Source organism: Paraburkholderia suaedae (assembly GCF_040812055.1).
In the GTDB taxonomy this organism is placed as follows: domain Bacteria; phylum Pseudomonadota; class Gammaproteobacteria; order Burkholderiales; family Burkholderiaceae; genus Paraburkholderia.
In genome coordinates this window covers 539,920-552,797 of record NZ_JBFOAH010000001.1, presented here as the reverse complement: position 1 = coordinate 552,797, position 12,878 = coordinate 539,920, and the positions used below count along the sequence as shown (strand labels likewise).

Below are 12,878 nucleotides of genomic sequence, written 5' to 3'. Positions count from 1 at the left end.
CGCCCGCCATGCTTCGCATCTTGCCAAAGATCGACGCCGCGACGCTGATCGCCTTCGGCTGCGTTGTGCTCCTGCTCCTGCTGGGTGCGGCCGCCAAGCCAGGCTTCCTGTCCGTCGAGTACCTGGCCCAGCAGCTTCGGGTCGCCTCCTTCCTCGGCACGATCGCAACGGGGGAGATGATCGTGATTTTGATGGGGCAGATCGACCTGTCGATTCCCTGGACGATTGCGATGGGCGGCATGATGGCCACCGGCGCAGCCGGCATCCTCGGGCCCGCCCTCGGCGTGCCGCTCGCCATTCCGTTCGGAATCTTTTGCGGTGTTGTGGTCGGCGTGGTGAACGGCTTGGGGGTTGCGTATCTTCGCGCGCCTTCGATGATCTTCACGCTCGGCATGAATGCCGTCGCGCAGGGCCTCATGGTTTATCACACCGGCGGCTTCGCGCCCCAGGATCGGGCCACCGCACTCATGATCGCCGTCGGCAGCGGGCAACTGGTTCCCGGAATCGCCAATCCACTGCTCGTCTGGATCGCGATCGGGGCGGCTACGATTTACATGCTGACGCGCACCCGGCTTGGCCGGCAGATCTATGCGATCGGCAATCGGGAGCGCGCGGTGTTTCTCTCCGGCGTCGATACCCGGCGCGTCACCCTGCTCGCCTTCGCACTGTCCGGTGCCTGCGCCGCGACCGGCGGTGTGTTGCTTGCCGGCTGGGCGAACCGGTCCTATCAGGCGATGGGCGACCCTTATCTATTGCCTACGATCGCGGCTATCGTGCTCGGCGGCACCAACGTGCTCGGCGGGCGCGGCACCTATCTGGGCACCGTCGTCGGCGTAATCCTGATTACGCTTTTGCAATCGATCCTCTCGGTGCTGCAGCCGCAGGACTACTTCGGGGAGTTCGGTATCAGACTGCCAGCCGACGTCTTCCGCCAGGTGGTCTTCGGGCTGGTCATCATCGTGATGATGATGCTCTATGGTCGCGAAAGGGTGGTTCCATAGCGGCGATATGCCGATGGCCGCGGTCCCGACACCACCGGCAACGAGCGGTCAGCCACCCGTAACACGCTCCCATCCGTGCCGCACGGCAGCCTTGAATCGTGTGCACCTGCTTTGCGGATAGCGCGACGCCCAGTTCTCGCAATAGGCAAGTCGGCGAAACGCAGCCCGCTCTTCGCGCGCCCAACCGGTACCGGCAAACCACCGCGCGCCGCTACCGCGCCATCCCTCGCTAGAGCAATCGACCGACACGTTAGCGCCGCTGTGAAGACCTTGTACCAATTACAGCTGCAACAACGCTTTCGACAACCGGCGCCCAGCACTGGGAGGCGCATTCGCGAATGAATGTCCGTGCGCAGCGGCGCATAATGTTGATGTCTTGACCCTTGGCAGGAAGAGGGTTGTATGCGCTGCACAAACTGCGGGTCCGAGAGCTCCGCCGACGCAAAGTTCTGCGAAGCGTGCGGGGCTATGCTGTCTCGCACATGTTCGCGTTGCGGCCATGAGGCCGGGTCGGCTGCCCGATTCTGCAGCGAATGCGGAGCGCCGCTCGGCGAGGCACCGGCAACGCGATCCCGCTATCGCCCATCCGTTTCGGAACCGCCGCCCGCGCCCGTTCATTACACACCTCACCATCTTGCCGAACGCATCCGTGCGGAACATGCGGCCATGGAAGCGCGGGGCGAAACCGCTGGCGAGCGCAAGACGGTAACGGCGCTGTTCGCGGATATGGCCGGTTCCACCGCCTTGATCCACGATCTCGAACCCGAAGTGGCGCATCGCCTGATCAAGCCCGTCGTCGCGCTGATGATGGAAGCCGTCCACTACTATGAAGGCTACGTGGCGAAGTCGCTCGGCGACGGCATTCTCGCGTTGACCATGTGGTTTCAGGGGTACCCCGATGAGGCGCGCAAGCGCAGCTGCGAAGCGCTTGCTCTTGCGCAGAAGCTTGCCTATGGTCCGACTCTCGCCTTTAGCCTGACCTACGCCGCCCAGTTGCACCAACTGCGGCGCGAGTCGTCGCTCGCCGGCGAGCGTGCGCAAGCCGTGATTACCGTCTCGACCGAACACGGCTTGCCGTACTGGCTCGCGTGGGGAACGCTTCTGCGGGGCTGGTCGATGACCGCGCAGGGAAACATTGAGGAGGGCATCGCGCAGATGCGCCCGGGCCTCGACGCGCAACGAGCCGCTGGCGGCGAAGACCAGCGGCCTTATTTTCTGGCGCTGCTTGCCGACAGCTATTGGCGCACAGGAGACAGCGAGGCCGCACTGCGCATGCTCGACGAGGCCATGTCGATTGTCGAGAAGTCGGGCGAACATTGTTACGAGGCCGAGTTGTACCGGCTCAGGGGAAACTTCTCGATGGCTGCGACGAACAACGAAGGTCCTGTGCGGATGTGCGACCACAAGGCCGCGGACTGTTTTCACGAGGCGATCGCACGGGCGCGCGAGCAAGGCGCCAGATCGCTGGAATTGCGGGCGGCGTCGGACCTCGCCCGGCTGTTGCAGCGGCAAGGGAACCCGGCGCAGGCCAGGCAAGGGCTATCCCAGGTGTATTCCTGCTTCACGGAGGGGTTCGACACGGCTGACCTGTGAGACGCGCAAGCGCTACTGGATGCGCTCAACACGGGCGCTGGGTGACCCCACCGATGACGGACGGCGGCGAGCGGCGCTCCGGCATCCAGCCCACTGCTTGACGCCGCTCCGCGCAGACGGGGAGCTGAGGAGACGGGCATGACGACCACGCACACAAGACGCCGCGACGATGAACCGCCGAAACAGATCGCGCTGGCTTTACAGGGCGGCGGGATGCACGGCGCGTTCACTTGGGGCGTGCTCGACCGGCTGCTCGAGGACCGCAGGCTTGCGATCGAGGGCGTCAGCGCGACGAGCGCCGGTGCGATGAACGCCGTCGTGCTCGCATATGGCCTGCTACAGGGCGGCGAAGAGGGCGCGCGCCAGGCGCTGCACGATTTCTGGCAGGCGGTCGCGCAATCGGCGGAGCGCTACAACCCGCTGCGCTGGCTGCCGTGGCTAAAAGGCACGCACAGCTTCGGGCTCGATCATTCGCCGCTTTATGCATTCGCCGACATGGCGCTGCGCATCTTTTCGCCCTACCAGTTCAATCCGAACAACCTCAATCCGCTACTCGAAGTGCTCAAAAGCCAGGTCGACTTTACCCGGCTGCGCAACCACTGTCCGATCCGCCTATATCTGTGCGCGACGAACGTAGAGACGGGGAAAATCCGCCTTTTCACAGGCGAGGATGTCTGCGCGGACGCGGTACTTGCATCGGCATGCGTGCCGACATTGTTCCAGGCGATCATGATCGACGGCGAGTACTACTGGGATGGCGGCTATATGGGCAACCCGGCCATCTATCCGCTGATTTACAACTGCACGACACGCGACATCGTGATCGTGCATATCAATCCGCTCGTGCGCCGTGGTGTGCCGATCACCACGGCGGAAATCCTCAACCGTATCAACGAGATCAGCTTCAACTCGTCGCTGATGCGCGAGATGCGAGCGGTTGCGTTCGTCACCGAGCTGATCCAGCAGGGCAAGGTCGATCGCGGCGAGATGAAGGAAATGCTGATCCATTCCATTCGCGCCGACGATGCCATGTGCGCCTTGAGTGTGTCGAGCAAGTACAACGCGGATTGGGGATTCTTGAGCGAGCTGCGCGACAACGGGCGGCGTGAAGCGGATGCGTGGCTCGCGCATCACTACAAGAGCATCGGACAGAGGTCGACTATCGACATTCGCAAGGAATTTCTCTGAGCATCGCGATCACGTTGGCACGGGGCCGTCGTGCGTAGACGCTCGGGCAAAGGAGCGAGCATGAACCAGACGCAGGCGCGTTTCGTCGCGTTGTGGTCGCGCAGCGGCGGGGCGCATGCCGAGGACGTCTATGCCTGTCTTGCGCGATGCTATGCAGAGCCAGCGCGTCGTTATCACACGCTACGGCATGTGCGCCGCTGTTTGCGCGATCTCGACCTGGCTCGTGGCTTGATTCCCGATCCAGATGCCGTCGAACTCGCACTTTGGTGCCACGACGTGATCTACATTCCCGGCGCGCTGAATAACGAGCAAAGCAGCGCGGACTGGTTCCGGCGCAGGGCCGAAGGTCGCATTGCCGCATGCGAGCGCATCTGCGCGATGATCATCGCGACAACGCACAAAAGCCCGGCGCAGGAGCTGGACGCCGGTTTCGCTTGTGACATCGACCTTGCAGTGCTTGGCGCTTCGCGCGGCCGGTTTTGCGAAGAGGGTGAACGCCTGAGGGCCGAGCGGCCCGATCTCGACGACTACGCATACGATCAACTTGAGCGGGCTTTTCTGGGCAGATTGCTGGCGCGCCCGCGCATCTATCAAACGGATTTTTTCCGCGCGCGCTGTGAGGCGCGCGCGCGCAGCAACGTGACCTGGCGGCTCGGTCTCTGACGGGTGACTCCGGTTGACCATCACGTCTGAGCGGAACGCGTTGCTGGCAACAAGGTAAGCCGAGCGACGGAGGTTTTGATGAGGCCTCTGATATGGAACCGGACATCGAACCTATCCTTCGTCCGCTGCAAAAGGCCTACACTGAAGATGAGACGATTTTCGGAGCAATGTCATGGTCGACGCCACCCCCCAAAGCACTTTTCGCGGCCTTCCTTTGACTCCGGAGCAAGACGCCGAAGTCCGGCACTACATAAAGAAGAAAGAGCAGCATGGCGCGCCGTGGGATACACCGGAACTGGCCGCCATGCTTCGGGACATGCTGGAGCCTCCGGCGGATGATGATGGCGGACTGGGCGCCACGGTCGATGAAACGAAAGCGGCCACGGAGCGCGCCAGCGCTTCCGTCGACGAGACAATGGAGCCCACTGAGGCCTGCGAAGAACGCAATGCCGCCATGGAAACCGAAGGCATGAGAAGACCCAGGCGCTAAGCCTCAGGATAGGCGCGAGGAAAAGGGGGAGCTTGTTGTCAAGCGACAGTCGATCGCCAATCCGCCAGGTCGGGTATGTGCCATACCGTCAACGGAACTCACTGAGCGGATGCGTAAAAGCAGGCGGCGCTCCTGCGCTCGTGCCGTATCTACCCGCGCGGGCTGGACTATTCCGGCCGTGGGTGACGAACGTGAGTGCGGACTCCCGAGGCTCCGAGCCATGCCCAGACACGCTTGCCCCAAGGCTTGCGCAATCTGTCCACATCCGGATCGATGCCCGTCGTATGCGGTTTTGGCGCGACAGCCGTGGCAGCTTTCGTTGCCGCCGCTCCCGCTTCTCTGCGGCTCCTGTTTTCCGCTATTTCTGCCATGTCCACCTGGTCATCAGTCATGCTGCTCTCCCACTTGAATATGAATCGGTCCGAGCACTGGCTTTGGGCTGTGTCGGGGACGGAAAAGGAACCGCTCATCGAATCGTGTTGCAAGCCGTGAGTTTGACGCACCGTGGCCGTCTCGCGTGAGCTCAATTCGTCGTTGCGTCGACTGCCCGGGCCGGCTTTGAGGCGGGGGGCGTGCAGGCCAATGACCCTCGGGACACGGCGAGTCAAGAGAATGCCGACAGGTACCCGGTAACCGCCGTCATAACGGAAGCACCAATGTGGCTTCTTTCCGAAGTGGTCCGGGGCGTCCGGCAAGACCTGGACCTGGCAGATCTGGGAGCATGCCCGCGAGATGGCCGCAACTTATGAAATCGAATATCGGTTCTGCGCACCACCGACATACAGCTTCTTCGCGATATCGAGGATCTTTTCGCGGCCCTGGTCGAAAGCACCGAGTATCGACCGCTCATCGGATCCCACGCCAGGCTGCAGATTTCTGAGGATGGCGTCGTCGACCAGGAAGGTGATTTCGCGCGAGTTGTCGTAGCCCCAGAAACACACACAATGCCGGGAGGCATCGTAGCTACGGCTCGGGTTGGGAAATTGAAGCGCCACGATCAGCTCTTCATGCCTGGGGCCGGATAGCGCCACTTGCTAGCGTTGGAGTCGATGGCAGCGAAATTGGCGCGCCTCTTTTCCGCTCGTACAGCATCCGCTGTATCGAGTACGTGAGCACGCGTTCTGCGCTCGATGGAATACTCGCTCTCGCTGCCAACTGTCACAGAGGCGGATTTAATCGGCGATCGCATGATGGAGCCCCAGAGATGGATGTCGCTCAAGGCGACCGGTGTTCCCACTGTATACCCTTTGGCTGGCCAAGCGCTTTTTTATCTGAAACTGGGAGCGCAGGTGATACGCAAGCTACTGAAGCTTATGAGGGAGTCCTAAGTTGAACCGTACAGACGGACCCCTATCCTTTTGAAGAGACGGTGCGAAAAAGCGGCAAGCATCGCAACTCCGTACTGGGCGGAATTCGGGTCGCAAATGGTGGGGTTGGTGAAGGCCGGGCGCACGTCGGAGGAACTGGCGAAGGCGTTCGAGCCGAGCGCGCAGCCCCTCTATAGCTGGGTGGTACGAGCGGGTCGCGATGCCGGTGTGACCATGACGGATTGCCGGGCGCGCGAAGTTTTCGTTGGGGCCGGTCGAGTTGCAGGCAGATTTTCGTTGCCAGACTGCGACATTTGCGGCAAAATCTCACGTCGTTGCTTTTTAGTTGTATTTGTATGATGGAACTGGGGAAAGCTTGGTCCGTCAAGGCAGGCCAGAGGGTTTTGAAACCTCCCGGCACCCACCAGTTTCAGATCCAGGCTAGTGTTACCAGGCAGTCAGCGCAGTACAAGGAGTGGTAGTTCAGTCGGTTAGAATACCGGCCTGTCACGCCGGGGGTCGCGGGTTCGAGTCCCGTCCACTCCGCCAGTATCCACGCAAGGCGAACTCCGGTTCGCCTTTTTTATTGCCCGCTGTTGTAAGATCGGGCGTTCTGTTTTCGGCACTCCTTACGCATGCTCGATTTTTTCCGCAATCACAAACGCCTGATGATGTTCATGCTCATCCTCATCATTGTGCCGGGGTTGGGTTTTGTGGGTATCCAAGGTTTCCGCGGCTTCTTTGACGAAAGTGCGAACGTCGCGAGCGTCAACGGTCGCAAGATCACGCGCGCCGAGTATGACGACGCCATGCGTCAGCAACTCGACCGAGCCCGTCAGATGCTGGGCGCGCAATTCGACGCGAAGTCGTTCGATACGCCGGAACACCGTCGCGACATTCTCGACGGTCTGATCGAACAGCGCGTGCTGGCCGATGAAGCGCAGCGCCTGCATCTGACTGCCTCCGACGACGCCGTGCGCCGCGTGTTGCTGAACGATCCCGTCATCTCGTCGCTGAAAAATCCCGACGGCTCGATCGACGTCGAACGTTACAAGCAATTGCTTGCAATGCAGGGCATGACGCCGGACCAATACGACGAACGGGTGCGCTACAGCCTCGCCCTGCAGCAGTTGCCCGCGAGCATTCAAGGCAGCGCGTTCGTGTCGAAAGTACTCGCACAGCACCTGACCGAGCTCGCCGAGCAGCAGCGTGAAGTACAAGGCATGGCGTTCCATCCGCGCGATTATGCGGCCAAAGTCCAGCCCACCGACGCGCAACTGCAGGCGTACTACGACGCGCATCGCAACGAGTTCGCGACGCCGGCCACTGCGGCCATTCAGTACCTCGTGCTGTCGCCGCAAACGCTGGCCGCATCGATCCAGCCGAGCGACGCGGACCTGAAAAAATACTACGACGACAACATCGCGCACTACCGCACGGAAGGCGAAGTGCGTGCCAGCCACATCCTGATCGCCGCGCCCAAAGACGCCAGCGCGGCCGACAAGGCCAAGGCGAAACAGAAGGCCGAAGCGTTGCTCGCCCAGGTCAAGGCACATCCGGAGCAGTTCGCGCAGGTCGCGCAGGCGAATTCGCAGGACCCGGGCTCGGCATCGAAGGGCGGCGATCTGGGGTACTTTGGCCGCGGCATGATCGCGGGCGGCAAGGCGTTCGACGACGCGGTGTTCGCTCTGAAGAAGGACGAAATCAGCGGCATCGTGCAGACCGACTTCGGTTTTCACATCGTCAAGGTGACGGACGTCAAGCCGGCGGTTACGAAGCCGTTTGACGAAGTGAAAGATCAGATCGCCAAAGACCTGAAGGCGCAACTGGCGAGCAAGGCGTTCACCGACAGTTCGGAAGGCTTCACGTCGCTCGTGTACGAGAAGGCGAAGAGCCTGCAGCCTGCAGCCGACAAATACAAGCTGCAACTGCAAACCGCTACGGTGACGCCGCAGCCGGACCCCAAGCTGCCGCCGGGCAGCCCGCTGAACAATCCGAAGTTCCTCGCGGCAGTGTTCGCCAACGACGCGGCAGTGCAACGCAACAACACCCAGGCAATCGACGTCGGCGGCAACACGTTGATCGCGGCGCACGTCACCGACTATAAGCCTGCGGCTGTGCCGGCCTTCGAGGCTGTCAAAGACGCGGTGCGTCAGAAGGTGTTCGCCGCGCAGTCGAACGAAGCGGCCCATAAGGACGGTGCGGCGAAGCTGGCCGAACTTGAAAAGTCGAAGGCCACGACCGGTTTCTCATCGCCGTTGAAAGTGTCGCGCAACGACGCTCAGGGCGTGCCGCCGGCTGCATTGAGTGCAATCTACAAAGTGGATGGCCAAAAATTGCCGGCGTACGTGGGTGTCGACCTGGGCGACGACGGCTACGCGATTTATCGGGTGAATTCGGTGGTGGCGGCCCCCCCACCCGATCCTCAGCATCTCGCCGCCGCCCAGCAGCAGATCGCACAAGTGAATGCGCAGTCCGAAAGCGAGGCCTACCTCCAGGCGCTGCGCGCCCGTTCGAAGGTGAAGTTCTACGGTTCACTCGACAGCGGCAACGCGCAAGCGACCGACCAATAGACGTCATCAAAACGAGGCTCGCGGGGTGAGCAGCAATGCTGCACCCGGTGCAGAGGCAAGAAAGCCCCGCATTGCGGGGCTTTCTCATTTGACGATACAACGTGCTTCAAACGTGAAGCGGCATTGGCTCAAAGGCAGGCGCTGATTGCGCCGGTAGCGTTGCTGTTCGCCGTGCCCGCGCCACGGAAGCCGACCCACGTGCCCTTGCCGGTGTACGACGGACGCACCACCGCGGCAGCGCCGTTAGGAGGCTGCTGGCCGGGAACATAGACATCCATCGCCTGATCGTGGGCAAGCGTATTTTGCGAGATCACCTGTTGCTGGGAGCTGTCCGCCCATTTCTGCGCGATGCAGCTGGCGACGGCACTGGGGGGTTGCTGGCTCTGTCCGACAGATTCAACGCCAGCGGGCGGTTGAGCGGCGCAGGCAGACATTGCCACGGTCAAAGCGATTAACGGTAGGTATTTCACTTTATCTCCTGGGAAGTCGCTCAGAATCGAGCCGGTCACACGGATGTGAAAGTGTCAGAACGACGCCTGCCACCCGTGTTCCCACAGTTCTGGAAACAAGTTGTTAGCACGCTTCTCAGTGCGGCGAACCTGTGCGAAGAAGTGGCTTGAGAACGGGCCACACGTTCCCGAGTAGCACCGCTTGTGCCTGCTGCGCCGGATGGATCTGATCCGCCTGGAACATGTCCGGCTGGTCGGCGATGCCCGCGAGCAGAAACGGGACCAACGGCACCTTCAGTTCCCTCGACAATTCGCCATACATGCCGTGGAACTTGCGGGTGTAGTCCGGGCCATAGTTCGGTGGGACATACATGCCGACGAGCACGACCCTTGCGCGAGCCTGCTGAGCCTGCTCGATAATCGTGCGCAGATTGTCTTCGGTGGTGGCGAGCGGCACGCCACGCAATGCATCGTTCGCGCCGAGCTCGACGATCACGATGCTCGGCTTCAAACGCTGCATCAGCGCCGGTAAGCGAGCCCGCCCACCGCTCGTGGTATCGCCGCTGATGCTCGCATTGGCGACGCTATAATCGAATCGCTCCTTGGCGAGACGCTCGCGCAGCAATGCCACCCAGCCCGTGTCGCGGGGCAAGCCGTATTCGGCCGAGATGCTGTCGCCGAGCACGACGATCACCGGCTTGGCCGGTTCGGGCGCATTCGCGGCGCGAACCGGCAAGGCCATCGAAAAAAGCGCAGCGCTCACGACGACTGAGCCTGTTGCCGCAGCAATCCGAGCCGTGGTGCTAAAACCCATGGCGAGCACTTTCAACCTACGCTTCACCATGCTAAACAAAACTGATCCGGTCATTGAAGTACGGGGTTTGTGCAAGAAGGTTAAGGATGCAACGGGCGACCTAACGATTCTCGACGACATCGATCTTGCTATCGATGCCGGCAGCAGTGTGGCGATCGTCGGTGCATCCGGGTCGGGCAAGTCTACGCTGCTTGGCTTGCTCGCGGGATTGGACAGCGCGAGCTCGGGCTCGGTTCGGTTGCTCGGCCGCGAGCTGACTGAACTGAGCGAAGACGAACGGGCCGCATTGCGCGGCGGCTCGGTCGGCTTCGTGTTCCAGTCGTTTCAATTGATGCCGCATCTGACCGCGCTCGAAAACGTCACGTTGCCGCTCGAACTCCAGGGCGGCATCGGCACGCGCGAGGCTGCCGCGCGAGCGCGTGCGCTGCTGGAGCAAGTGGGTCTGGGGCAGCGCACCGGTCATTATCCGAAGCTGCTCTCGGGTGGCGAGCAGCAGCGCGTCGCGTTGGCGCGGGCTTTCGTCACGCACCCGGCCGTGCTGTTCGCCGATGAGCCGACCGGCAGCCTCGATGCCGCCACCGGCCATGCGGTGATCGATCTGATGTTCGAGATGAACCGCACGAACGGCGCGACGCTGATCCTCGTCACGCATGACATCGAGCTGGCGCGTCGTTGCGATACCATCGTGACGATCGAGGCGGGACGACTCGCGTGAACGGCGCGCTAGCGCGCAGGAGGCGCGAGCTGTGGCCATCGAATCGGTGGCCATCAATTGAAAAGCCAAGCGGGCCGCATGACGGCCCGCTTTTTCACATGCGCTTCGTCGTGAACCGCCGAACGTAACGCAGCAACATGCGGTAACCTGAAGCCACCCCGTATCGCGCTAAACGACGCGGGTAGCCACGCAAGTGCATGCTGCTGATCAGCTCACTGACATGACACTAGCGCCCGGCGCACATTCACCGCTTTATTCACCGCTTTAACGCCGCGCGCGCCCGCGCGATCAGCGCCGACGTCGACGAGTCGTGCTTCTTTTCGTCGACGCTGCCGGCCGTCAGGTCGGCCTCGACCACCTTGCCGAGAATCTTGCCCAATTCGACGCCCCACTGATCGAACGGATTGATGTCCCACACCGACGCCTGGACCAGCACCTTGTGTTCGTACAAGGCGATCAACGCGCCGAGCGAACGCGCGGTGAGCGCGTCGACGAGCAGCGTCGTGGTTGGACGGTTGCCCGGAAACACCAGGTGCGGCGCGAGTTCGGGCTTGTCCGGGCCGGCCACTTTTTGGGCTTCCTCGAGGGTGCGGCCGAGCATCAGCGCCTCGCTTTGCGCGAAGCAGTTGGCCAGCAGCTTAGGATGATGGCTGATCAACGGATGCTCCGGCGTCAGCACCGCGATGAAGTCGATCGGCACGATGGTCGGGCCTTGATGGAGCATCTGGAAGAATGCGTGCTGGCCGTTCGTGCCCGGTTCGCCCCAGGTCACGGCGGCAGTCGGATAGTCGACCATCGCGCCATCGAGCCGCGCCGACTTGCCGTTGCTCTCCATCTCGAGTTGTTGCAGATACGACGGCAGGAAATGCAGCGCTTCCGAATACGGCGCGACCAGATAGCTCTGTAAGCCGAAGAAGTTGCGATACCAGATGCCGATCATGCCGAGCAGAACCGGCAGGTTCTTTTCGAGCGGCGCGTCGCGGAAATGCTGGTCCATCTCGTTGGCGCCGCCGAGCAGTTCGCCGAACTGTTGCGGACCGATCGCGATCATGATCGACAGGCCCACCGCCGACCACAGTGAATAGCGGCCGCCGACCCAGTCCCACATTTCGAACACGTTCTCTTTGGCGATGCCGAACTTGACGACTTCGGAAGGGTTGGCCGACACGCCGACGAAGTGCTTCGCGAGCGCGCTTTCCGGGCAGCCGCTCTCGATGAACCAGTCACGCAGCGAGCGCGCGTTGGTCATGGTTTCGAGCGTGGTGAAGGTCTTTGAGACGATGATCGCGAGCGTCTCTTCGGGGTCGATCTGCTGCATCACGTTGTACAGGTCCGCGCCGTCGACGTTCGACACGAAGTGCGTGGCAATCTCCGGCGCAGCCAGATGATGCAGCGCATGCACGACCATTTTCGGCCCGAGGTCCGAGCCGCCGATGCCGATGTTCACGACATAGCGAATCCGCTTGCCGGTATAGCCCGTCCATGCGCCGCTGCGCACCTGGTCGGCGAAGGCGGCCATCTTCGCGCGCTCGGCCTGCACCTGGGCGAAGAAGGGCGCTTTCGGATCGGTTGCGCGCAGTGCGGTATGCAAGGCCGCGCGGCCTTCGGTCGGGTTGACCACGTCGCCTGCGAACATCGCGTCGCGGCGCTTCTCGACGCCGGCTTCGCGAGCGAGTTGCACCAGCAGATGCAGCGTCTCATCGGTCATGCGGTGTTTCGAGAAATCGGCCGCGAGACCGCCGCCCGAGAACGTGAAGCGCTCGGCGCGGGTAGGGGCGGGATCGTTCTCGGGGGCGAACCAGTCGCGCATATGCGCATTGCGAATCTTTTCGTAATGCGTTTGCAGCGAGGACCAGGAGGGGAGCGAGTTCTGGGTCATAGCGTCCGTCTAACCAGGGGCAGGAGGGAAGGCGCGCGCATGAAGCGCTGCCGGGAATGAGGCAACGAGGCTGTCAGAGCGATGCCGCGCGGCCCGGTTCGGCGATGGCGGTCGCCGAGGCTCCAGGGGTGCCATCCAGCGCGTGGATGTCCGTTGAAGCCTCGGCGTCATCCGTGATCGACCCGGCGCGCAGCGCAGTTACTCAG

The 12,878-nt window shown here is 62.3% G+C and carries 11 protein-coding genes and 1 tRNA gene; 8 read left to right on the top strand and 4 right to left on the bottom strand.

What is annotated here, in order from left to right; translation table 11 throughout:
• The first annotated feature begins 8 nt into the window (after positions 1-8).
• The 5 genes from ABQJ48_RS02400 to ABQJ48_RS02375 all read left to right on the top strand — a co-directional run bounded on the left by ABQJ48_RS02400 (position 9) and on the right by ABQJ48_RS02375 (position 4,935).
• A complete protein-coding gene (locus ABQJ48_RS02400) occupies positions 9-1,001 on the top strand; it encodes an ABC transporter permease (RefSeq protein WP_367835698.1) in 993 nt (330 codons plus the stop codon).
• Positions 1,002-1,403: 402 nt separating this feature from the next.
• Positions 1,404-2,594: a zinc-ribbon domain-containing protein gene (locus ABQJ48_RS02390; RefSeq protein ID WP_473094086.1), complete on the top strand. Its 1,191-nt coding sequence runs from the start codon at positions 1,404-1,406 to the stop codon at positions 2,592-2,594.
• A 138-nt stretch (positions 2,595-2,732) separates the two neighbouring features.
• Entirely contained in the window at positions 2,733-3,782 is a 1,050-nt protein-coding gene (locus ABQJ48_RS02385; protein ID WP_367835697.1) for a patatin-like phospholipase family protein, read from the top strand.
• 60 nt (positions 3,783-3,842) lie between these two features.
• A complete protein-coding gene (locus tag ABQJ48_RS02380) occupies positions 3,843-4,445 on the top strand; it encodes an HD domain-containing protein (protein WP_367835695.1) in 603 nt (200 codons plus the stop codon).
• A gap of 172 nt (positions 4,446-4,617) precedes the next feature.
• The gene (locus ABQJ48_RS02375) at positions 4,618-4,935 is read left to right on the top strand and encodes a hypothetical protein (RefSeq protein ID WP_367835694.1); all 318 of its coding nucleotides are present in this window, start codon (positions 4,618-4,620) and stop codon (positions 4,933-4,935) included.
• Between the two features lie 743 nt (positions 4,936-5,678).
• On the opposite strand, the gene ABQJ48_RS02370 is transcribed toward ABQJ48_RS02375, so the two are convergent.
• The gene (locus ABQJ48_RS02370) at positions 5,679-5,930 is read right to left on the bottom strand and encodes a DUF1488 family protein (protein ID WP_367835980.1); all 252 of its coding nucleotides are present in this window, start codon (positions 5,928-5,930) and stop codon (positions 5,679-5,681) included.
• 784 nt (positions 5,931-6,714) lie between these two features.
• Between ABQJ48_RS02370 and ABQJ48_RS02365 the strand changes: the two genes are divergently transcribed.
• Positions 6,715-6,791 (top strand) — tRNA-Asp (locus ABQJ48_RS02365).
• An 86-nt stretch (positions 6,792-6,877) separates the two neighbouring features.
• The gene (locus ABQJ48_RS02360) at positions 6,878-8,815 is read left to right on the top strand and encodes a SurA N-terminal domain-containing protein (protein WP_367835693.1); all 1,938 of its coding nucleotides are present in this window, start codon (positions 6,878-6,880) and stop codon (positions 8,813-8,815) included.
• Between the two features lie 128 nt (positions 8,816-8,943).
• Here ABQJ48_RS02360 and ABQJ48_RS02355 read toward each other — a convergent pair whose 3' ends face one another.
• Together ABQJ48_RS02355 and ABQJ48_RS02350 are read right to left on the bottom strand one after the other, a co-directional pair.
• Entirely contained in the window at positions 8,944-9,285 is a 342-nt protein-coding gene (locus ABQJ48_RS02355; protein ID WP_367835979.1) for a hypothetical protein, read from the bottom strand.
• Between the two features lie 115 nt (positions 9,286-9,400).
• Positions 9,401-10,078 (bottom strand): arylesterase, encoded by a 678-nt coding sequence (locus tag ABQJ48_RS02350; RefSeq protein ID WP_367835692.1) that lies wholly within the window; start codon positions 10,076-10,078, stop codon positions 9,401-9,403.
• Between the two features lie 28 nt (positions 10,079-10,106).
• Between ABQJ48_RS02350 and ABQJ48_RS02345 the strand changes: the two genes are divergently transcribed.
• On the top strand, positions 10,107-10,793 hold the full coding sequence (locus tag ABQJ48_RS02345; protein ID WP_367835691.1) for an ABC transporter ATP-binding protein: 687 nt from the start codon (positions 10,107-10,109) through the stop codon (positions 10,791-10,793).
• A 256-nt stretch (positions 10,794-11,049) separates the two neighbouring features.
• Here ABQJ48_RS02345 and pgi read toward each other — a convergent pair whose 3' ends face one another.
• Positions 11,050-12,672 carry a glucose-6-phosphate isomerase gene (gene pgi, locus ABQJ48_RS02340; RefSeq protein ID WP_367835689.1) on the bottom strand — a complete coding sequence of 541 codons (1,623 nt, stop codon included), beginning with the start codon at positions 12,670-12,672 and terminating at the stop codon, positions 11,050-11,052.
• Positions 12,673-12,878 lie beyond the last annotated feature (206 nt).